Source organism: Neptuniibacter sp. 1_MG-2023 (assembly GCF_030547185.1).
GTDB lineage: Bacteria > Pseudomonadota > Gammaproteobacteria > Pseudomonadales > Balneatricaceae > Neptuniibacter.
Genome location: NZ_JAUOQR010000011.1, coordinates 18,841 through 39,984 on the forward strand (window position 1 = coordinate 18,841; position 21,144 = coordinate 39,984).

A 21,144-nucleotide genomic window follows, 5' to 3' on the forward strand; every position below is an offset into this window, starting at 1 on the left:
TTATGTTTGCCCGTTTCTTTATCGACCGCCCCGTTTTCGCATGGGTTATTTCAATCGTTATTATGCTAACGGGTATAGCGTCTATTATGTCGCTCCCTATTGCACAATACCCCAGCATTGCACCACCCGTAATCAAAGTAAAAACCTCCTATACCGGTGCCGATGCGATCACCGTTGAAAACAGTGTCACACAAATATTAGAACAGCAACTGACCGGTCTTGATGGGCTCTTATACTTCTCCTCTTCCAGTACCTCTGATGGCTCGGCAGAGGTTAGTATCACCTTTGAAGAGGGCACAGACCCCGATTACGCTCAAGTACAGGTGCAAAACAAAGTCCAGCAGATTAACTCTCGCCTGCCTGATTCAGTGCAATCCGAAGGTGTGACCGTCACCAAATCAAACTCTGATTTCTTACTGGTCACCGCGCTTTATGATTCTACTGACCAAGCGAACGCCTTTGACATTTCTGATTATATCGCCTCTAACATGGAAGATAGCTTAGCCCGTATAGAAGGTGTCGGTGATACTAGAGTCTTTGGTGCACAATATGCGATGCGGATCTGGTTAGACCCAACCAAATTAGCAGCATATGAACTAATGCCTTCCGATATTGTAAGTGCCTTGAGTGCGCAGAACGTACAAGTGCCTGCAGGTAAAATTGGTGCAGTGCCTGCGCCCGCTCATCAAGAACTTAACGCGACCGTCACTGCTCAATCGATGATGTCAACGCCAGATGAGTTTCGTAATATCATCATAAAGCGTGATAGTTCCGGTGCGAATGTTCTCCTCAGTGATATTGCCCGGGTTGAGATTGGCAGTGAAAGCTACGATGTTATCCCCCGCTTGAATGGTCACCCCGCATCAGGGATCGCCATTATGCTATCACCGGGCGCTAACGCGCTTGATACTGCGACCCGCGTAAAAGAAAAAGTAGCGGAGCTACAGAAAAGTCTACCTGACGGTTATGAAGTTACTTTCCCTAGGGACAGTACCGAATTTATCAAAATATCCATTAGCGAAGTAGTGCAAACCCTTGTGGAAGCGATCGTCTTGGTCGTATTGGTGATGTGGATCTTCTTACAAAACTGGCGGGCAACATTAATCCCAGCCATAGCTGTACCGGTGGTCTTGCTCGGCACCTTTGGTGTGCTATCAGCCTTTGGCTTTTCAATTAACACCTTAACCATGTTTGGTATTGTCCTATCCATTGGCTTACTCGTGGATGATGCCATCGTAGTGGTCGAAAACGTTGAACGCTTAATGCGCGAGAAGAACCTCTCTCCGCGAGATGCCACTATAGAATCTATGTCAGAGATCAGTAGTGCGCTCGTCGGGATTGCCGTAGTCTTATCGGCAGTATTCTTACCAATGGCCTTTTTTGGCGGTTCCACTGGCGTTATCTATAAACAGTTTTCTATCGCCATTGTTTCATCAATGACGTTATCAGTGATCGTAGCTCTGACCTTAAGCCCAACGTTATGCGCAAGCCTGTTAACCAAAACAGAACACAGCAGCAACGGCAAAGGTTTTTTTGCTGGTTTTAACCGTATATTTGACCGCATGACCACCTCTTACACCGGCCATGTGCAAAGTATTATCAGCCGTAAACTACGCTGGATGCTGCTATACGGCATCATTGTGGCAATTCTTGGCGTACTGATCCTTCGTATGCCAACCGGCTTTTTGCCGCAAGAAGACCAAGGCAGCACCATGTTTCAAATTAGCTTGCCAGCAGGCGCATCGATCAAGCGTACCCGTGCGGCGGCTGAACAAGTGGAAAGCTACTTAAAAGAGGAGGAAACCGATACGGTTATACGTATGTTTTCGATCTCCGGTTTTAACTTTTCAGGTAGCGGACAAAATGCAGGTATGGGTTTTGTGTCATTAAAACCTTGGGATGACCGCCCTCGCGATGATCAAAGTGCTGATGCATTGATTCAACGCATGAATCAAAACTTATCTTCCATTCGTGATGCCAACGTTTTCGCTATGTCTCAACCAGTAATACAGGGATTAGGGCAAAGTAACGGTTTTACCTTTGAACTACAGGCAGCGGCAGGCACATCCCGTGAAGAGCTAACCGCCTTAAAGAATGAACTGTTGACCAAAGCACGGCAGAGCGAACTGCTGACAGCCATCCGAGAAGGCGCCTTGAGTGAAACCCCACAACTTAAGATTGATATCGATAACGGTAAAGCGACCACCCTTGGGGTCTCATTATCCGATGTGGCCTACACGCTAACCTCGGCTTGGGCAGGATCTTATGTGAATGACTTTATTGATGATGGCCGAGTAAAAAAAGTCTACGTAAAGGGTGATTCTGAGTTCCGCTCAAAACCTGAGGACTTGAACCAGTGGTATGTTCGCGGTCAAGATGCTGACGGTAACACCGCTATGACACCGTTCTCAGCCTTTAGCTCTGTCTCTTGGTCAAGCACCCCGCAAAGCTTATCTCGCTTTAATGGTATTGCATCTTATGAGATACAGGGGGCATCGGCCAGCGGTGTTAGTTCAGGCCAAGCGATGGCTGAGATGGAGCGTCTGACTGAAGAAGTGGGACAAGGTAAGCTCACCTATTCATGGAGCGGTTTATCTTATCAAGAGAAACTCTCTAGCGGCCAATCTACAATGCTGTACGCAATCTCTATAATGGTCGTTTTCCTCGCGCTGGCCGCCCTATATGAGAGCTGGTCTGTACCGCTATCAGTTATTCTAGTAATCCCTCTTGGCTTAGTCGGTGCAGCCTTAGCTACCACTATGCGAGGATTAGAAAACGATATTTACTTCCAAGTAGCGTTATTAACGACTATAGGTCTAGCGGCAAAAAATGCCATTCTAATTGTGGAATTTGCTGAAATATCCTATCAACGGGGCATGTCTTTAATAGATGCCGCAATACAAGCCGCTAAACTCCGTTTGCGCCCAATTATTATGACCTCCTTAGCATTTATCTTTGGTACCTTGCCCTTAGCTCTATCATCTGGCGCAGGGGCCAATAGCCGTATATCAATTGGTACAGGTATTGTTGGGGGGACATTTACAGCGACCCTATTAGGGATCTTCTTTGTACCTTTGTTCTTTGTCCTGGTCCGCAGCCTCTTCCCTAAAAGACGTCCGGTATATGCCGACGATACCAATAAAGGGGAAAATACTTATGAGTAAAGTAAGGGTAAAAACAATGCGCAACTTTAGACTGTTACCACTCGCAGGAGCTTTATTGCTCGCGGGTTGCAGCTCATTGGCTCCAGACTATACCCGTCCGGAATTACCTGTCCCCAATGCGTGGGAAAACCAACCAATTGAAGGCACCCAAGGCTTATCGACACAACAAGCAGCGCAACTGCCTTGGCAAGAATTTATTAAGGATGAGCGCCTAACCCAGATAATTGAGTTGGCACTGAACAATAACCGAAGCTTGCGCCAAACCCTTGCCGATGTTGAAGCTGCGCGCGCTACATACCGTATCCAAAGGGCTGATATCTTTCCTCAAATTGATGCAGGACTTAACGGTACCCGTAGTAAAGCCTCAGGCAGCATAAGTTCATCTTATGAAGCAGAGGTAGGATTAAGCAGCTATGAAGTTGATCTGTTTGGCAAAAACCGAAGTCTAAGTGCCGCCCAACTGGAAGCTTATTTAGCCAGCTCAGAAACAGCAAAAGCAGCACAAATTTCGCTTATTAGTGAAATAGCTAATGCTTGGCTAACCTTAGCCGCTGATAAGAGCATTTTGAGTTTAGCCCAAGAAACCCAAAATAACGCCCAGCAAGCCTTAGAGATTACTCAGAAACGTTTAAGCTTGGGCGTCGATTCTCAAATTGATCTAGCCAATGCTGAAACTATATATCACAGCGCCAACTCAGATATTGCCTTGTATACAACACAAGTCAATCAAGACCTTAACGCTTTGCGGCTGTTAGTTGGTACCCAGTTTGATAACAGCTTACTACCTAGCGCACTGCCTGATAGTAGATCCCTAGTGAGTGATGTTCCCGCAGGTTTATCCTCCTCAGTGCTGCTCCAACGCCCTGATGTCCTAGCCGCAGAGCATAATCTGAAGTCAGCTAATGCTAATATAGGGGCTGCCCGGGCAGCATTTTTCCCTTCGTTATCATTAACCACTACTGGCGGTATCGCCAGCTCAGTGTTAGCTGATATTTTTAGTGGCGGTGCTAGCTCGATATGGACGATCGCACCGAGCTTAACACTACCCATCTTCGATAACGGCGCTAATGACGCTAGTCTCGCTTACAGTGAAGCCCAACAACAAAAACAGCTTGCAGCATATGAATATGCTATTCAAACTGCGTTTTCTGAGGTCGCTGATGCTTTAGCACGCAGAGCTACGATTCAAGAACAGCTCAATGCAGAGTCAGCTCTGGTGGCCGCTGCAAACCGCAGTTACCAATTATCTCTAGCACGTTATGAGAATGGCGTGGAGAGTTTTCAAAGCACCTTAGAAGCACAACGAACTATGTATAGCGCACAGCAATCACTGATCAGCACTCGGCAAACTGATCTAGATAACCGCATCACCCTATATCGGGTGCTAGGTGGTGGATTAGCAACGAATGAATCACAAGGCGAAAGTTAAATCCTCACCTCATAGGTTTACATGTATATTTGATCTAAGTGATCAGTTTAACAGACCTACCTTTCGCCGAACTAAAGCGGCTAACCGGTGGGTTATGACTCATCGTTTTTAAAACAAAAAACGGTGAAGATGAAGGAAAAATATCGGCATGACAAATGTACTACTGGTTGAAGATGATCTTGATCTTGCCACTACCATTGTTGATTATCTCGAAATTGAATCGATTGAGTGCGATCACGCCAGCAATGGTTTAATGGGGTTAAATTTAATAGAACGTAATCATTATCAAATGATCATACTTGATATTAATATGCCTAAAATGGATGGTTTAACCTTGTGCAGCACACTGCGCGAAAAAGGTATGGATATCCCTATACTTATGCTCACTGCTCGCGATAGCCTAGAGAACAAACTACAAGGATTTGAAGCAGGTAGCGATGACTATTTAGTTAAGCCCTTCGCAATCAAAGAGTTAGTTGCACGAGTACAAGTACTCGCAAAACGCCGCAGCGGTGAAGTAAAACGTTTAATTTTAGGTGATTTAAGCCTAGATTTAACCCAACACTCAGCCCAGTTAAAACAGCACAACTTAAAACTATCCCCTATCGCATTTAAATTATTAGAAGTATTAGTGCGCGCGAGCCCACAAGCGGTGAGCCGTCAACAGATTATGCAAGCTGTATGGGGCGATGAACAACCCGATAGCAATAGCTTAAAAGTACATATCTATCACCTACGTAAACAGCTAGATACAGAGGTCAGCAATATTAGATTAGAAACTATCTCAGGTGTTGGCTTTGCGATAAAAGAGCATATTGAAGGAGCATTATCGTGAAAATCAGGCCAAGTCTCAGGCTTTACTTCTTTATCAGTGTAGTCTTGCTTGGCTCAGCCATGGCGATTGGCTTTTCCCTACTAAGTGTTAATTACTTTATTAACGGGCTCGATAAAGGCTTAAACGGCGTTATGATCGATATCGCTAAAACAACCGAAGTAGAAGATGGACACCCTGTCAATGTCATCGGCTTTAATGTTGCTAAGCGCTGGCAAGATACTCCCGATGTAATTCAGCAGCGCTTTCTCACGCCACCACAAGAAGCTAATCAACTTCAAAAACTAAAAGATCAATCGTCTATTTTTTCCATTCCTGAAAATCTTTATTTTGTCGTATTAGTTTATACAGATGAGGGGGAAAAACGATTTGTCTCAAAAAATATCCTAGAAAAAAACAGAATTGAGCACCCAGACGCTAAAGCTCCAAAAAATCGTCTCTACTGGGCACTGTTTACCGCCCTTGCTGCCATTATTATCTTTTCATTTGCCTTAGTCATGATTATGCAAAAAATCGCTAAGCCTATCGAATCCTTAAAAAACTGGGCAAAATCACTTAACCAAGACAGCGTTCAACATTCACCGCCTGATTTCAGCTACAACGAACTCAATGTGCTCGCCTCATTAGTACAGAGCAGCCTTATCTCGGCCCATCAAAGTTTAGAACGTGAGCAGAGCTTTTTGAGTTATGCCAGTCACGAACTGCGCACCCCTATTTCTGTTATTCGTAGCAATGTTGACCTACTCCAACGACTCGGTGAAAAATCCCCTCTCAGTGACAAACAACAACTCACCGTACAGCGGATACAACGAGCAGGCTTAACCATGAGCGATTTAACCGAGACATTACTTTGGTTGAGCCGTGATGATGAACACGACATGGCACCAGAGCCAATTGATCTACATGAAAAAATTAACCTTTTATGTGACGAGCTCAATTACTTACTTAATGACAAAAACGTTGACGTTCATATAGAAGGCGATACATCTCAGGTAAGTTTGGGAGCGACTGCTTGCCATATAGTATTAAGCAATCTGATTCGCAACGCTTATCAGCATACAAACTCTGGTGAAGTGATCATTAAGCAGCTAGGCAGCCGTGTCACCATCATTAACAGCAATCATACAAATGACACAACATCTTCTCTAAAAGGCTCCCCAACGAAACAGGTAGCAAAAGGTTATGGTTTAGGTCTACAACTGAGTGAGAAGATTATTCAGCGTCATGGCTGGTTTTATGAGATAGCCGATGAAAAAGGCCGTTATCAAGTCACCGTCGACTTTGGTGATAACAGAGGCGTGAACTAATTAAACAGGTTTATGATTGATCTAAGGTGTAAAACGAGCTATCGGGAAGCTGTACCCCAACAGCACTTAGCATCTATATTTTGGTGTTATTTGTTATAAATCACGGGCATTTTCCCTTTCCATTTCAGCCACGTTTCCTTATTTAAGATCAGTTCAGTCATAAACTTCCCTACATTAATACGGCTCGTCGCACCCGAGTCGAATATCGCATTTCGAATGGGTGAATCATGTACTGTATATTCCGTCACTTTATCCTCATCAACTAAGGCATCAGGTCGAACAGCAACCCATTCAATCGCTTGATGACCTTGACCTATATGAGTACGTAAATAATCCGCGGCATTCTCATTATCCACATGCGGTGGCAACAAGCCCCTTAATATGGCGACCACTATACGTTGACTTAATTGCGGTTTTTCAGGGATATCTTGATTACTGACTCCTGTACTATTCATAAGAATAACTTTAACGGCATCCGCAGGTTCACTGTCAATTATCGCGCTACAGATACATTGCAGAGTATCGGTTACTAATAAACGAGGCTTACCAAATAGTCCTTTAAAAGATAGGTTGTGCCCAAGGCATGAAACAACCGCTGTACAGCCTTTAGTGTGTGTAGCCATTTCAGAACGATCAAGGTCATGAACCGATGCCTTAATTTTGTATAAATTTGGATGGTCAGCTAAGGCTCCTAAAGAACGAACGATAGCGCGCACCTCTACACCTTGTCTCAGTAACAAATCAACAACATGCTGGCCTGTGGCACCGTTAGCACCGACAACTAAAACGAGCATTTAAATCTCCTTTAAACATTCCCATAAGAAAGGCCACTTAAGCGATATTAAGGGGGCTTTGTAGGAGGCCAACCTTGGGCCACATAAGAGAGAAAATACCTGAAAGGTGTGCTTTCCACCACCTTTTCGCTCACGGAATGAACGCCTATAGAAAGCGATATTAAGAGGTTTTTGTAGGAAGCCAACCTTTGGCCGAAGAGATGTTTCAGCTGAGATAAAAAAATCCCGCACTGCGAATGTAACGCAGGCGGGATTTATATGCGGCGATTAGGCTAAATCAAAACGATCCGCATTCATTACTTTGGTCCATGCAGCAACAAAGTCCTGCACAAATTTCTCTTGATTATCATCCTGGGCATAAACTTCTGCATAAGAGCGAAGAATAGAGTTAGAACCAAAAACAAGATCAACCCGCGTTGCTGTCCATTTCACTGTATTCGTCTTACGATCCCGAATTTCATACAGATTTTCACCACTAGGCTTCCAGCTGTAATTCATATCCGTAAGGTTGACGAAGAAGTCATTGGTTAATGCCCCTTCTCGCTCCGTAAACACACCATGCTTAGTACCACCATAGTTAGTACCCATCATACGCATTCCGCCCACCAGCACTGTCATCTCAGGAGCGGTCAAACCCATAAGCTGTGTACGATCTAGCATTAACTCTTCGGCACTAACAACGTAATCACGTTTCAACCAGTTACGGAAACCATCATGCAGCGGCTCAAGCACATCAAAAGAGTCCGCGTCAGTCATCTCCTCAGTGGCATCGCCGCGTCCAGCTGTAAATGGTATATCTACTTCAAAGCCTGCAGCTTTTGCAGCCTGCTCAACGCCCAGATTACCCGCTAGAACAATCACATCTGCAACGCTCGCACCGGTCTCTGTCGCAATAGTTTCGAGCACACTCAATACACTTGCCAACCGTTCAGGTTCATTGCCTTGCCAATCTTTTTGCGGCGCTAGTCGAATACGTGCGCCATTAGCACCACCACGCTTGTCTGAACCTCGGAAGGTTCGAGCACTATCCCATGCGGTAGTCACTAGATCGCTTACACTCAAACCACTGGCCGCTATTTTAGATTTTACGACTTGAACATCATAATCAGTGTTACCTGCTGGAATAGGATCTTGCCAGATTAGATCTTCCTGAGGTACATCAGGGCCAATATAACGAACCTTTGGCCCCATATCTCGGTGAGTCAGTTTAAACCATGCCCGAGCAAACACGTCAGAGAAGTAAGCTGGATCTTTATGGAATTTTTCAGAAATTTTCCGATATTCGGGATCCATTTTCATGGCCATATCAGCATCGGTCATTATAGGATTGTAACGGGTCGATAAGTCTTCAACATCTACCGGCTTATCTTCATCCTTAATATTGATAGGTTCCCACTGCCAAGCCCCCGCTGGGCTCTTTTTAAGTTCCCATTCATAGTTAAGCAGCAGATCAAAATAACCGTTATCCCATTGGGTAGGATGGGTTGTCCACGCGCCTTCAATGCCGCTGGTCACTGTGTCGCGGCCAATACCACGCTTAGTTTTATTCAACCAACCTAGACCTTGATCTTCAAGTTCAGCCCCTTCAGGGTCAGCCTCAAGTAGTCCCGCATCACCATTACCGTGGCACTTACCTACAGTGTGACCACCTGCCGTTAATGCAACAGTTTCTTCATCATTCATGGCCATACGCTCAAAGGTAACACGTATATCATTAGCCGTTTTAAGTGGATCCGGATGACCATCTACACCTTCAGGGTTAACGTAAATCAATCCCATCATTACAGCGGCAAGCGGGTTTTCTAAATCACGCTCTCCAGAGTAACGACTCCCTTCACTGCCACTTGGCGCAAGCCACTCTTTTTCTGCCCCCCAGTAGGTATCTTTTTCTGGGTGCCAAATATCTTCACGTCCAAACGCAAAGCCAAAGGTTTTTAAACCCATAGATTCATAAGCCATTGTCCCTGCATAGGCGATCAGATCAGCCCAGCTAAGCTTGTTGCCATATTTCTTTTTGATCGGCCAAAGTATGCGACGTGCCTTATCTAAATTTGCGTTATCTGGCCAAGAGTTAATCGGCGCAAAACGCTGGTTACCAGTGCCAGCACCACCTCGACCATCGGCTATACGATAGGTACCTGCCGAATGCCAAGACATACGAATCATCAAGCCTCCATAGTGCCCCCAGTCCGCAGGCCACCACTCTTGACTATCCGTCATTAATGCATGCATATCTTTTTTCAGTGCTTCTACATCGAGGCTTTTAACCGCTTCTTGATAGTTAAATTGTTCGCCCATTGGGTTTGTTTTGCTATCGTGCTGATGCAAAATGTCCAAGTTCAAAGCTTTTGGCCACCACTCCATATTGGTCATACTGCTCTCTGTGGCACCACCGTGCATTACAGGGCATTTATTATTAGACATAACTCAATCTCCGGTTTATCGCGTGATAAGTAAGTTTTAGCGGTACGGTATTAAACGCTACTGACACAACACTATTGACCACTTTGAGCTTTATATGAAAATGTTTATCCCTATTCGATCCATAGGTTTTCACTATCAAGCTTAATAAGTGACTATTTAGACAAGCGCTAATTGATATATTGCTAATATGTATAGCACACAGAAAGGAAATATGACGGAAAGGCTTGGGATATATAATCTTTTATTGCGGCTCGTCGCTACCGGCTTTTACTTTTGTTATTTTAAGAGAATCTAAGGGTTAGGTCTTGCATTGTACGCATTACCTCTGGAAGTTAAGCGATATAACGCACCTAAAAATTCGATTCTTAACGATCGAGACATAATACAGGCGCCTTGCGAAAGGCTATCAAAAATAACAGTAAACCAACTTAAAAAATATGGGCTTAGTTAGGTATTAGTCACCAATATGCACGATGCAAGACCTGACCCCGTTCGTTGCTTTTCTGTGTGCCGAAGCGCCAGCGTAGGCGCGTCCGGCAACAGCCGCTTGTTAACCTCTTAGTTCAAGATCTTCCCGAATTACCTCTGGATGGCGAAAGGCAATCTCGATCAGCGCTTTTGCTGGACCAGAGGGTTTACGTCGACCTTGCTCCCACTCCTGCAGAGTACGCGGAGAGATATGCAGTACCTCAGCAAACTCTATCTGAGTCAGGCCAGTTTTGCCGCGGGCCTCTGCAACCTCGTTAGGCTCAACACGACTAATTCGTGCAGCTTTTCCGGCTTTCATTTCTTTAACAGATTGGAGCAACTTGTTGCCAAGTTCCTCTGCACTCAGAGTCTCGTTAATCATTTTCCAGTACCTCACGAATCGACTTTAGGATATACGCGGGTATGTTTTCCTTAACGGCCTTTTTGTAGATCACCAATAACCAGATCTCACCATTAGCCAACCGGTAAAGTAGATGACTCGCACTCCACCACGCTTCCCTGAACCCGCTACCGACCATCGAACCTTTCGACACCCGCCGCTACCAGGAATAGGATCGCCAATCTCTGGGTTGGCTGCCAACCAAGAGAAGAAGGCGCTTCGCTCCTCTTCGGTCCAGATTTTTCTGGCATCCGCTTCGAATGTAGGGGTTTCGATGATAGTAAACATGACAACCAATATACGTCATTGACGGAGTTTTGCAAGTGAGATGACTTGAAGGATTAAGGAACTTAAGAGTCAAAGGAACTTAAAGGTCAGGTCTTGCATTGTGCGCATTACCTCTGGAAGTTAAGCGATATAACGCACCTAAAAATTCGATTCTTAGCGATCGTGACAGAATACACACGCCTTGTGAAAGGCTATCAAAAATAACAATAAATCAACTTAAAAATATGGGCCTAGTTAGGTATTAGTCACCAATATGCAAGACCCGACCCCGTTGTGTGCTTCATTGCGGCTCGTCGCTACCGGCTTTTACTTTTGTTATTTTAACAAGTGAAGTTCAGTTGAACGCTAGTTAGTTTTCATTTTCGCCAGATAGTAAAAACTTTCGTAAATCTCGCTCTTGCCTTAACACGTGAAGAATATAAACTAAATCCTTATCAACTTTGTAGAAAACGCGGCAAGGGTTTACGACTAATTCTCGATAATTTAAAGTCGAAATCTCTTCAGGGATTCGGCCTGAGTCAGGAAATTGTTCGAGCCTTTCCACCTTATTGAAAACTTTTTCTACTAATTGCCTCGCAGCGAACGGATGACTCACTGCAATATACTCAGCTATATGGTTCAGATCATCTAGTGCCGGCTCAGTCCAAATTATTTGAGCCATTTACTCATCTTCTCTTTGGCTTGTGACATATCCACTGTTCGACCTTCACGGATAGCCTGCTCGCCTTTCGCGATACCTTCTAGGATTTTCATCCGTTCTACCATTAACTCGTAATCAGCTACGTCAAGCAAATAGGCTGATGGCTGACCATGCTCAGTTATAAGAATAGGTTCTTTTGACTCATGCAGATCAGCGAGCAGCTTTGTTGCTTGCCGCTTTAACGTCGTGACAACTTCGGTTCTCATAGTAACACCTTAGATTAAAATGTATCACTATAGTATCACTCCATTTCAAAGAAAACTAACATTTGTATATACGGGTCCTGTATATCTACCCCACTGCTATTGGTTAACAACAGATGTAATTATTTGAAAAGGAAGGAGAAACTAAAGAATCGAAGCACACTCTTCCGTGACAAAACGAGCATGCGCATTAACAATTGATCTACATTACCCTATAAAAAGGTGCTGTATATCTACCCATGCCAGACATCCACCTGTCTGATTTATAACTATTTTTAACCTAAGCTAGGTGGCAATACAAGACCTTCGCTCACAGGGTGAGCGCCTACATCGGGGTCTTTCATTTCTTACGAAAGTCCGTAACCATATAGGTCATCTTTATACGCATTTTATTGAGTAATTACATGGCCGGTATAGCAACAGGTACAGGCTGCTGGCGGTAAAACTGGCAGAGTAGCCTGTATACCTCAGGCATGTGCGCCTTCATATTTTTTGGATCTTCAAAGAAGGTTTCGCTGCATACGGCAAAAAACTCAGCGGGGTCTGTTAAAGCATAATCGTCTAAAGGGAGCGGACGGTGTTTTTTATAATCATGCTGTAAACGATCCCAGGCGGCGGTAAAAATGTCATGCCACTCTCCTGCTCGCATATTCGGATGCATAGGTGGGGCGCCATTAGCACCATCCCGCAGCATATCCAGTTTATGAGCTAACTCATGAATCACCACATTGCTTGCCTTAGTATGATTCACATGAGCACCGCTTTCACAAATAGAAGCCCATGACAAAATCACAGGCCCCTTGGACCACGCTTCGCCACTTAAGCCCGGACTTTTAGAATGAACCACCCCATCATCACTACGATAAGGACGGTTAGGGATAAAATCCCCCTCGTAAAGGATAAGGGTATACCAGTGATCGTACCAATCTAGGCCTAAGTGCAATATAGGCACACAAGCCATTGTGGCAACTTTTAAACACATTTCATTAGTAAACTGGAAATCACCACCCGATACAAAGTCCTTACGCACTAAAAAGCGGAATGCCATATCCCTTAACGCATCCCGTTCAGCACCTTGATAGCGTTCCATCACTGGCCAATCAGCGATGGCTGACTCCCACTGCTGCGTGGTAAAGCCCATTTTTTTAACGCGTCGGTTTTCCAACCAGTTATGGATTCGTTTAAACATGGTAAACTCGTTTACAGGCGGGCATCGTTATTGTCCGATAAATGGCGAATACACCGAGTGATATAAACGCCATAGTATAACGAAGCATTACGAAGAGGTAGCTAGGTTTATAGTGCCAGCTTCGCTTTTACAGTGAGCTGCACCGCCTGATCACATGCATGTGCTAACTCAACACCCTTCTTTATAAAGTGGCGAGAGAAATAGTCGTTATGCTCATCATGCTCATGAAAGTGATGGGGCGTAAGTACTGCGGTTAAAACAGGCACTTCTGTTTCTAATTGAACTTGCATTAGCCCGCTACAAACCGCTTGTGCAACAAAGTCATGGCGATAAATACCGCCATCCACCACCAATCCGCTACAGGCAATCGCTGCGTACTGGCCACTTTTCGCCAGCAGTTTTGCTTGCAAGGGTATTTCAAACGCACCAGGTACAGCGATCACCTCGATCAGTGATACATCATACCCACGTGAAGTTAACTCTTTTTTAAATCCATCCAGACAATTGAGAACGATCTCTTCATGCCAAGTCGCATGTAGAAACGCAATTCGTTGTGTTGCAGGAGTGAAATTCGTTGAGCTCTGATTCATTACAAAATCCTATAAATAGAAAGTGAATCAGGGCGAACGGACAGGAAAATACGCCACATAGAGCGACACTACACCACTAAGATAAGCGGCGTAGTTTAATATTTTGTCTGACACGTTCCCTATCATCCGGACTATAACCGTCGGCTCTGGAATCACACCAGATCTGCTGACCCTAAAAGAAAGCTCTTAAAGGCGCTCGCGGGCTTAGAAATACTTCTTTACCGCCGGTGGGGAGTTTCACCCCGCCCCGAGAACGAAATCGAAATTATTCGACGGCAGCGAATATACTGCCTTTTACCGTATATTGTCAAAATCTGATATTTACAGCCGGGCACTAACCTTGTGGGTTATCACTTATTTGCTTACCAGCAGACACTCCATCATCGGTAAAAGCAGATTAAGCTTTCTGAGCGGCCCTTAACATCCATGCTGTTTTCTCATGAATACGCATACGATCAGAAACTAAAGAAGCGGTAGACTCATCATCTGCAGCTTGCGCAATTTTTAACACTTTACGTGCAGTTTTGATCACTTGCTCATGGCCTTTTGTTAACAAGGCAACCATTTCCGCTGACGAGGGAACACCCTCAACCTCTTCGATTGAACTCAGTTTTGAAAACTCTTTGTAGGTTCCCGGCGCAGCAACATCGAGTGTTCGGATACGTTCTGCAATATCATCTACAGCAATAGCTAGTTCTGTGTAGTGCTCCTCAAACATCAAATGTAATTCACGAAACTGTAAACCTGTCACATTCCAATGAAAGTTATGGGTTTGCAAATACAATGTATAAGAGTCAGCTAAAAGCCGCTTTAAGCCATCTGCAATTTTTAATCGATCTTTTTTGTTTATACCAATATCAATACCAGTCATTTTATTTCCTTACGCTTAACGTCATTATGAATTACAAGGTTCACATAAGTGACCACAACACAGCTAAGGTCATACTGAACCTATTCTTAGACCCCTCAATTGATGCTTATTAGCAATCAAATTAAGCCTTTGATAAAACGATTATTATTGCCACCAGCACACCACCACCTAATGCAACAAAACTATACTTTTTATGCTCTTGCTCTGCCCTAGGTAAGAGATGTGTAGCACCTACATAAATTAGCGCACCTGCTGATAAGGATAGCAGAGCTCCTAAAATAGGTTCATTGATCTCACTTATAAATGGGTATGAAACTAGCATTCCCAAAGGCGTAGTAAGCGCAGCTGCCAATAAAGCAAGCATCATTGCTTTGCGATCACTAAAGCCTCCTCGGATTAATAAAAGATATGTGATTATTCCTTCCGGAAACTCATGTAAAACCATACCTGCTGTTGCGAGAAAGCCAGTAAAAATACTCACTGTAAAAACAATAGAGTAAATAAATCCATCAATAAACGAATGGAAACCAATCCCTATCATAGGAACAAGTCCAATCCCATACTGCTCTTTTTCAGGATCTTTATGACAAACAAAAGCGGTGATAAAACGGTTAAATAGATGCAATCCAAAATACCCAACTAACAGATAGATAGCGCTGTTAGGGTTCATGGATAAAGCTTTAGGAATTATATGAAGAAATGAGGCCGAGATAAGTACACCCGCGGCAAAACACATAAAGTAGGTAGTGTTGCGCTGCCCCCAATTGACATATTTACGTATGGTATAGATACCAACGGAAGTTACTATCGCTGCCAAGGCACTCGTGGCAAACGCTGTCCAAAATGTATTACCCATTAACGCCCCCTATTTAGAGCACCGCCCCCTTCCCTGTCCTTGTCCTTGTCCTCGACCATTGCCTCTGCCATCACCTCTTCCATTCCCTAAGCCTTTACCTTGGGCCCCTCCTCGTTCAACACAGCGCTGAAACGCAGGGAGATGGTTTTCTTTTGACGCTCTCTGCAACCGTTTTAAAACCGCTTGAACATCAGGGTAGTCGGTCGTTGCTTCAAGCAGTCTGTCATACATCTCGGCATTTTCAATTTCATCCTCAACGCCCAACATACATGCATCAAGGATCGATGATGGTATTTCAATACGTGTATCCCAGTCATCTTCAGGGACGGCAATATTGTATTTAGCAAACAAAGGTAGCAAAGCCTCAACATGACGACCTTCAGCCTCTACAATATTAATAAAGGGTCGTATCTCTCCAAATGTATTAATAACGGCACGATAAGTTGCTCGCGCTTTATACTCATCATTGATTGCTTCGACCAAAGCATTCTTTAATTTTTCAGACATGACTCCCTCTCCTCTCGCAAGAGTAGATGGGATTGATCTAGGGTATAAACGCAATCGTTTAATAAAGATTTACCCTTTCTTTTCCATCCACACCACCGATATATTAGATAATATTAATATATAGGCAGTTAATGATAAAAACAAGCCACCTTCCGTTTCTGTAAGGGCTTAAACCACTGCCCACCAATACATTACCCAGCGAAGTGCCTACTACCCAGTAATCCGAATCGCTTCAGCAACGAGTGCCCCATCGTACTGACCACCACTAGGTTAATGATTAAGTCAAAAGGTACGACAACAAATTTAGAACCCGAAAAATAATAATTCTTATCTTTTAGTCCACAACTACCCTGTTATTTAGTCTGCAGACTTGAGCTTAACAAGGTTGTAGATCTGCCAAATCCCTAACGGGAAAAAAACAAAGAGGATGAGAATAGCGCTATTAATATAGTTTATTAGGGAAACTCTCTTTTCCGCGAATCTATTTAGCTCTCGTAACGACAGTATAGGTAGAAAGACTAAGGGAATAGCGAAGAGACTAAAGCCCATCAATGCCCCCATAACAAAATCAGCGGTTGTTGACGTGGGTGAGTCCGTAGCCATAGTGCCTAAAAATAATGCCATAAAAGCACCCATGCCAGTCCCTAATACCATCTCGATATAGAGAGTTATTTTTAGATATTTAATTCTTCGTTCCATAAAGATTCCACTGATAAAGAGTTTACTGCCGCCCAACGAACACATAAACCGAATCCGCTAAAGCACACTTAAGATACTACCTATTGATACGACTTATTTATTGTTCCAATGCTTTATCGAAGGCATTAATAAAAGCACTATAGTCTTCATATTGCGGCATATGGCCTAGTCCTTCCAATTCAAAAAGGGTGGCACCATTAATCATGTTTTTAGTGTGTTTTCCCAGTTGTTGGTATTCACCCAACTTATAGGTAACGCCCGCTTTCAACCAGCCCCGACCCGGCCCTGTTTTATCTCTCGTTCCGATAATCAAAAACGTTTCATTCTCTATTTGTGGCAACCTAGCCACTATATTTTCTGAGAAGATAGGGCCATAAGTTAAGGCATTATTCCACGCAATAAGACTCCAATCCGGCCCTGCCAGCATCCCTTTTAAAGGCACCAACAACTGCTCATATTCACTGGACCATTTACCGTCATAGTAATTCTTTTTTTGGTAGTTCCGAGCCTTATCTAGCGTCTTATTCAGCTCATTTTTATAGAAGAAATCAACATCTTTAAACTCTGCATATTGACCATAGTTTTCTAAACCAATAGGGTTGATCAAAATCAGTTTGTTAACTGAAGCACTATAATTAACTGCAAACGTAACGGCTAACATCCCACCCATTGAGTGACCAACAAGATCAAACTTTTTAATACCTAAGCTATCGAGCAAAGATTTAGTATTGAGTCCAAGCTGACCGAAACTGTATTGGTAATAATCAGGTTTAGATGATTTACCAAAACCAATTTGATCCGGAATAATGACACGATAATTTTTCTTTAGAAGGTCTTTTGCCACCCGCTCCCAGTAGTAACCAGAAAAGTTTTTACCATGCAGTAAAACAATGACTTTTTCAGCGTCCTTATTCCCCACATCCATGTAACGCATTTTTAGGGTTTGATTTTGAGAGTTAAACTTAAATGTGCTGACCTCAAATGGATATTCAAACCCATCAAGTTCTTTATTATAAATAACCGTTTGTGCAGCAAATGCCGGTAATGTTAAGACAAAAATAGAAACGAAGATTAGAAGATATTTTTTCATACAGCCCCATAGGTTATATTGTTATCTACATTAAGATTTAAAACAGCGTCTACCCTGCTCCTGTGCCTTATTTCGTCAATACACAACAAGCCTTCCAGTATCTGTTTAGGTCGCAGGTTTTTACAATAAAGCGGGCTAGTCCCCGAGTGTACCTATACCTCGTGCTTCTCCGGTAACTAAGCCTATCTCCTTCAAATCAAATAAACCAAGTCTCTGCTCCTGATGGGGATGATCACACTTTTTATATTCGACGTGCTTACCCTGTTGTTCGACAAAAACACCTGAACTGTTTGGCCGAAAAACATGCAGATCTTGATGCACCGTATAAGTTAAATCCCCCCGCGTAAAAGAAAGTTCTGAGGTACTCCCTTTAGCGTAAGATAAAACGCCTAATTGATAGTTAGCATTCAGATCAGCGTAATTAGATGCAAATACCAATTCAAGATGATCTTTATCTCCATAGCGATAAGTTAACTCACCGACGGTTGGACTAAACCCTTTAGTTAAACATAGAGAGATCACTTTATTATCACTCGCACACGAGAAATAAACCTCTTCTAGATCAGTACACAGATCAGGCTCCCCCGCGATAGATTGATTCATCATCACTAAAAAAGCACATGCGACTATCTTGGTTTGCATTTAAAACTCCCTATTAAGATCCATATCCGTAGGTATATGTACCGACAAGCATCGTTACCTAAGCCCACTATCAATAATGGGTCATAGCCTAGCTTAAGTAGTTCGCTTAATACCTTGATTAGGCTCACAGAACAACGAACTAAGCAGAATGCTCTGCGTTCAGCCTACCTCAACCTTTCAGGTCTCTGATTTTTTGAGACAGCGTCCTCTTGGCTCATCCCCTTCATGCAATACAACATCAGAATGCAGGAATTCTGCGGCCTCAGCAGACCCTTTGACTTTGATGCCACTGCGCGCCAACATTTCCGTTTCAAACTCAGTTAGCACGCTTTCTCTTATCCCCACCTCTCGCCATTTAGATAAAGGTCTACAACCTTTTGCTATACCTCGAGCCAGCGCCAAAGCATCCAATAAGGCTTGATTAGCACCTTGACCTTTAAATGGGCTCATCGGATGAGCGGCATCGCCAATCAGTGTTGCCTGCCCCGCTTCCGCCAGCCGCTCGGGGGTTAGCAGTGCTCGGTCATACACGGGATAGCCCGAAACCAGTGATGGTTGGGTTGCAGCTAAAATCTGAGGTATAGGTTTATGCCACTGTGTTCTGCGACATGCTTCATCTTTAAGCGCTTGTGCACCTTGTTCACTCAACGCTTTAGCCTCCGCTTCAGACATTGGGAAGCTAAGCTGCCACATCACTGACTCTGAATCATAGGGCATCATGTAGATCCGCTCATTACCATTAGCCGTTTGAAATACTGTAGCCCCATCAAGTAGCCCAGACTCAAGACCATTTAGATCAGCTAAAGGGCAAATACCTAAAATGACAATACAGCCAAGGTAACGTAAAGGCGTAACCTCTTCATCCATGATTAACTGACGTACGGCACTGCGAATACCATCCGCACCAACGACAAGGTCAGCTTGAACCTGTTTCATCGATCCACCGACGTTAAAACTCAGGTTAACCTTTTCATCCTCAAACGTTTGAACATCGACTAGCTGATGCCCCCACTGCACCACATCGTGGCTACCGAGCTGATCCAGCAACGCTAAACGTAATGATTGTCGTGCAATATGAATATTGGTCCGTTTTGGCGATTTATGTGTAGTAAATTCCATCCACTTTCTTATCCCCCATTCACCTACCACTTTTCCTGTGGTCGTATGAACTAAGTGTCGTGTGGAAACTACACCCTCGTTTAAAGAAAACAGCCCTAGCCCTTCAATCGCTTTACTCGCTTGTTGCAAGGTAAGCCCATATCCCTGAGATCGAGCATCAAAGCAGTTATCACGTTCATAAAGGGTAAATGGAATCCCACGCTGTAGGCAGGCCACTGCTAGCGCAACACCGCCGATACCGCCACCAATGATGGCAAGGTGCGGATAGTTTTCACTATCGACCGAGGGGGGATGAGCAGAAGGCAGTAACCCTGAACCACCACAGTTTACGCAGTCTTCAAGATGGCCTTTAGGACGAACAGGCGCCATCGACGGTTCAGCATTCGTTTTTTCAAACGCATCCAACGCCCTTTGGTAACTTAGCCGTACTTTTTTACGTAGCCGTCGGCGTCGCTTACCGCGTCCCTGACATTCCAGACAAACCGTCCAGCTACTCTCTTCGTTTTCCACTGTGTAAACGTCTTATATAGTGAATGTGATGTTAACTGCTCGGTTATCAGAGATAAGAGAATGAGGGACTATCCCTTTTTAACTTCAGCCTTTTTATCTTCTGCTTTTTTAACACGTATTCTATTGTGCCCTACCGTTTTGTTGTTCAAGTTACTCATAGCGGCTTTTGCTTCGCCCGGCTTTGGCATCTCAACAAAAGCAAAACCTTTGGATGTACCGCCATCGCTATCAATAACTAAGTTACAGGATTGGACCGCACCGAACTCTTGAAACAAGCTCTTTAGTTCATCTTCAGTGGTTAAACGATCTAAGTTACGTACTAATAATTTCATATCTATTCCGATCAAGGGTTATTCGTTAAAGGTAGACGCCGTTTATTTATATGGACACTGAGCGGTGTTAATTAACCCCCGCTAACAAACACAGAAGTGACCTCCTACGCTAACTTATTCATATTGTTGGTATTCTTTTATCTTCAAACTTAACCTGTCAGCTAAATAGCGATTAGCCTCCCCTAAAGCCTCTAAAATAACCATGGCTTCATTTTTGTACTTGGCTATTTTCTCTTTACTCCAATGCTGGGGCGGTGCTTGCAGATTAGTAATTCGATCCGACAGTTTAACCATCCAAATCTCTTTAGGCTCTTTTCTGATCCGGTTCAAACTATCACTCATTTGCGCCTCTTTAGTGGGAAGCGTTTTATCTTTAGAGAGCGCCATAACGCCCTTAGCGACATCAAGGCCAAAGGCTGCTTCAATATCAGCAAATGAGGTCTCTGTGTCTTCAATAGTGTCATGCAATAAAGCACAAACGACTAATAGATCTGGCTGCTCAATAGGCTCATGAGCCACGGCAGCCATCGCTTCCATGGCAACAAGACCAATGTGATTAATATAAGCTATCTCTTTGCCGGGAATCTGTTGCCCATTATGCGCTACAGAAGCGTAGTTCCATGCTTTAATGTACCTATCTTGATTCCACAAACTCATTAAACCGTCCTTTATACTAAACTCGTATTCTTATACAACGTCGTGGAAGAACTAAGCGGGTTTTCTCAACGCG

General features: G+C 43.8%; 21 protein-coding genes and 1 riboswitch. Of the genes, 4 read left to right on the forward strand and 17 right to left on the reverse strand.

Annotated elements, in window-relative coordinates:
- The first annotated feature begins 2 nt into the window (after positions 1-2).
- The 4 genes from Q4492_RS12335 (at position 3) to Q4492_RS12350 (ending at position 6,732) form a co-directional block, all read left to right on the forward strand.
- Positions 3-3,164, forward strand: coding sequence for an efflux RND transporter permease subunit (locus Q4492_RS12335; protein WP_303418340.1), 3,162 nt, complete (start codon positions 3-5; stop codon positions 3,162-3,164).
- On the forward strand, positions 3,157-4,593 hold the full coding sequence (locus Q4492_RS12340) for an efflux transporter outer membrane subunit (protein WP_303418343.1): 1,437 nt from the start codon (positions 3,157-3,159) through the stop codon (positions 4,591-4,593). The genes Q4492_RS12335 and Q4492_RS12340 overlap by 8 nt, the downstream gene beginning before the upstream one ends.
- 148 nt (positions 4,594-4,741) lie before the next feature.
- On the forward strand, positions 4,742-5,428 hold the full coding sequence (locus tag Q4492_RS12345) for a response regulator transcription factor (RefSeq protein ID WP_303418345.1): 687 nt from the start codon (positions 4,742-4,744) through the stop codon (positions 5,426-5,428).
- Positions 5,425-6,732, forward strand: a complete 1,308-nt coding sequence (locus tag Q4492_RS12350; protein ID WP_303418346.1) for a HAMP domain-containing sensor histidine kinase — start codon at positions 5,425-5,427, stop codon at positions 6,730-6,732. The genes Q4492_RS12345 and Q4492_RS12350 overlap by 4 nt, the downstream gene beginning before the upstream one ends.
- A gap of 86 nt (positions 6,733-6,818) precedes the next feature.
- Here Q4492_RS12350 and Q4492_RS12355 read toward each other — a convergent pair whose 3' ends face one another.
- The 17 genes from Q4492_RS12355 to Q4492_RS12435 all read right to left on the reverse strand — a co-directional run bounded on the left by Q4492_RS12355 (position 6,819) and on the right by Q4492_RS12435 (position 21,071).
- Positions 6,819-7,526: an NAD(P)-dependent oxidoreductase gene (locus tag Q4492_RS12355; RefSeq protein ID WP_303418347.1), complete on the reverse strand. Its 708-nt coding sequence runs from the start codon at positions 7,524-7,526 to the stop codon at positions 6,819-6,821.
- Positions 7,527-7,793: 267 nt separating this feature from the next.
- Positions 7,794-9,950: a catalase/peroxidase HPI gene (gene katG, locus Q4492_RS12360; protein ID WP_303418349.1), complete on the reverse strand. Its 2,157-nt coding sequence runs from the start codon at positions 9,948-9,950 to the stop codon at positions 7,794-7,796.
- 550 nt (positions 9,951-10,500) lie between these two features.
- Complete coding sequence (locus Q4492_RS12365) at positions 10,501-10,800, reverse strand: DNA-binding transcriptional regulator (RefSeq protein WP_067865650.1); 300 nt, start codon at positions 10,798-10,800, stop codon at positions 10,501-10,503.
- Between the two features lie 69 nt (positions 10,801-10,869).
- Positions 10,870-11,106, reverse strand: coding sequence for a transcriptional regulator (locus Q4492_RS12370; protein ID WP_303418352.1), 237 nt, complete (start codon positions 11,104-11,106; stop codon positions 10,870-10,872).
- A gap of 349 nt (positions 11,107-11,455) precedes the next feature.
- Positions 11,456-11,767 carry a type II toxin-antitoxin system RelE/ParE family toxin gene (locus Q4492_RS12375; protein ID WP_067865644.1) on the reverse strand — a complete coding sequence of 104 codons (312 nt, stop codon included), beginning with the start codon at positions 11,765-11,767 and terminating at the stop codon, positions 11,456-11,458.
- Positions 11,755-12,012, reverse strand: coding sequence for a type II toxin-antitoxin system Phd/YefM family antitoxin (locus Q4492_RS12380; RefSeq protein ID WP_067865658.1), 258 nt, complete (start codon positions 12,010-12,012; stop codon positions 11,755-11,757). The genes Q4492_RS12375 and Q4492_RS12380 overlap by 13 nt, the downstream gene beginning before the upstream one ends.
- A gap of 397 nt (positions 12,013-12,409) precedes the next feature.
- Positions 12,410-13,198, reverse strand: a complete 789-nt coding sequence (locus tag Q4492_RS12385) for a zinc-dependent peptidase (RefSeq protein WP_303418358.1) — start codon at positions 13,196-13,198, stop codon at positions 12,410-12,412.
- A gap of 107 nt (positions 13,199-13,305) precedes the next feature.
- A complete protein-coding gene (locus Q4492_RS12390; RefSeq protein WP_303418360.1) occupies positions 13,306-13,788 on the reverse strand; it encodes a 6,7-dimethyl-8-ribityllumazine synthase in 483 nt (160 codons plus the stop codon).
- Positions 13,789-13,898: 110 nt separating this feature from the next.
- Positions 13,899-14,047, reverse strand: a riboswitch (FMN riboswitch).
- A 138-nt stretch (positions 14,048-14,185) separates the two neighbouring features.
- Positions 14,186-14,659 (reverse strand): Dps family protein, encoded by a 474-nt coding sequence (locus Q4492_RS12395; RefSeq protein WP_303418362.1) that lies wholly within the window; start codon positions 14,657-14,659, stop codon positions 14,186-14,188.
- 121 nt (positions 14,660-14,780) lie between these two features.
- Positions 14,781-15,515 (reverse strand): ZIP family metal transporter, encoded by a 735-nt coding sequence (locus Q4492_RS12400; protein ID WP_303418364.1) that lies wholly within the window; start codon positions 15,513-15,515, stop codon positions 14,781-14,783.
- A gap of 9 nt (positions 15,516-15,524) precedes the next feature.
- Positions 15,525-16,022, reverse strand: coding sequence for a DUF2202 domain-containing protein (locus Q4492_RS12405; protein WP_303418366.1), 498 nt, complete (start codon positions 16,020-16,022; stop codon positions 15,525-15,527).
- Positions 16,023-16,379: 357 nt separating this feature from the next.
- Positions 16,380-16,721 carry a hypothetical protein gene (locus tag Q4492_RS12410; protein ID WP_303418368.1) on the reverse strand — a complete coding sequence of 114 codons (342 nt, stop codon included), beginning with the start codon at positions 16,719-16,721 and terminating at the stop codon, positions 16,380-16,382.
- A gap of 97 nt (positions 16,722-16,818) precedes the next feature.
- Positions 16,819-17,811: an alpha/beta fold hydrolase gene (locus Q4492_RS12415; RefSeq protein WP_303418370.1), complete on the reverse strand. Its 993-nt coding sequence runs from the start codon at positions 17,809-17,811 to the stop codon at positions 16,819-16,821.
- A gap of 135 nt (positions 17,812-17,946) precedes the next feature.
- Positions 17,947-18,453, reverse strand: coding sequence for a hypothetical protein (locus Q4492_RS12420; RefSeq protein WP_303418372.1), 507 nt, complete (start codon positions 18,451-18,453; stop codon positions 17,947-17,949).
- A 177-nt stretch (positions 18,454-18,630) separates the two neighbouring features.
- Positions 18,631-20,082 (reverse strand): NAD(P)/FAD-dependent oxidoreductase, encoded by a 1,452-nt coding sequence (locus Q4492_RS12425; protein ID WP_303418374.1) that lies wholly within the window; start codon positions 20,080-20,082, stop codon positions 18,631-18,633.
- A gap of 68 nt (positions 20,083-20,150) precedes the next feature.
- Complete coding sequence (locus Q4492_RS12430; protein WP_303418376.1) at positions 20,151-20,414, reverse strand: RNA-binding protein; 264 nt, start codon at positions 20,412-20,414, stop codon at positions 20,151-20,153.
- 114 nt (positions 20,415-20,528) lie between these two features.
- On the reverse strand, positions 20,529-21,071 hold the full coding sequence (locus Q4492_RS12435; RefSeq protein WP_303418378.1) for an HD domain-containing protein: 543 nt from the start codon (positions 21,069-21,071) through the stop codon (positions 20,529-20,531).
- Between the last annotated feature and the right edge of the window lie 73 nt (positions 21,072-21,144).

Coding starts and splice junctions, on each gene's coding strand:
- Q4492_RS12345 (WP_303418345.1), top strand. CDS start 4,742: ATGACAAATGTACTACTGGTTGAAGATGATCTTGATCTTGCCACTACC.
- Q4492_RS12405 (WP_303418366.1), bottom strand. CDS start 16,022: ATGTCTGAAAAATTAAAGAATGCTTTGGTCGAAGCAATCAATGATGAG.
- Q4492_RS12400 (WP_303418364.1), bottom strand. CDS start 15,515: ATGGGTAATACATTTTGGACAGCGTTTGCCACGAGTGCCTTGGCAGCG.
- Q4492_RS12430 (WP_303418376.1), bottom strand. CDS start 20,414: ATGAAATTATTAGTACGTAACTTAGATCGTTTAACCACTGAAGATGAA.
- katG (WP_303418349.1), bottom strand. CDS start 9,950: ATGTCTAATAATAAATGCCCTGTAATGCACGGTGGTGCCACAGAGAGC.
- Q4492_RS12370 (WP_303418352.1), bottom strand. CDS start 11,106: ATGTTTACTATCATCGAAACCCCTACATTCGAAGCGGATGCCAGAAAA.
- Q4492_RS12410 (WP_303418368.1), bottom strand. CDS start 16,721: ATGGAACGAAGAATTAAATATCTAAAAATAACTCTCTATATCGAGATG.
- Q4492_RS12375 (WP_067865644.1), bottom strand. CDS start 11,767: ATGGCTCAAATAATTTGGACTGAGCCGGCACTAGATGATCTGAACCAT.
- Q4492_RS12340 (WP_303418343.1), top strand. CDS start 3,157: ATGAGTAAAGTAAGGGTAAAAACAATGCGCAACTTTAGACTGTTACCA.
- Q4492_RS12365 (WP_067865650.1), bottom strand. CDS start 10,800: ATGATTAACGAGACTCTGAGTGCAGAGGAACTTGGCAACAAGTTGCTC.
- Q4492_RS12390 (WP_303418360.1), bottom strand. CDS start 13,788: ATGAATCAGAGCTCAACGAATTTCACTCCTGCAACACAACGAATTGCG.
- Q4492_RS12380 (WP_067865658.1), bottom strand. CDS start 12,012: ATGAGAACCGAAGTTGTCACGACGTTAAAGCGGCAAGCAACAAAGCTG.
- Q4492_RS12420 (WP_303418372.1), bottom strand. CDS start 18,453: ATGCAAACCAAGATAGTCGCATGTGCTTTTTTAGTGATGATGAATCAA.
- Q4492_RS12435 (WP_303418378.1), bottom strand. CDS start 21,071: ATGAGTTTGTGGAATCAAGATAGGTACATTAAAGCATGGAACTACGCT.
- Q4492_RS12355 (WP_303418347.1), bottom strand. CDS start 7,526: ATGCTCGTTTTAGTTGTCGGTGCTAACGGTGCCACAGGCCAGCATGTT.
- Q4492_RS12385 (WP_303418358.1), bottom strand. CDS start 13,198: ATGTTTAAACGAATCCATAACTGGTTGGAAAACCGACGCGTTAAAAAA.
- Q4492_RS12395 (WP_303418362.1), bottom strand. CDS start 14,659: ATGACTGGTATTGATATTGGTATAAACAAAAAAGATCGATTAAAAATT.
- Q4492_RS12415 (WP_303418370.1), bottom strand. CDS start 17,811: ATGAAAAAATATCTTCTAATCTTCGTTTCTATTTTTGTCTTAACATTA.
- Q4492_RS12335 (WP_303418340.1), top strand. CDS start 3: ATGTTTGCCCGTTTCTTTATCGACCGCCCCGTTTTCGCATGGGTTATT.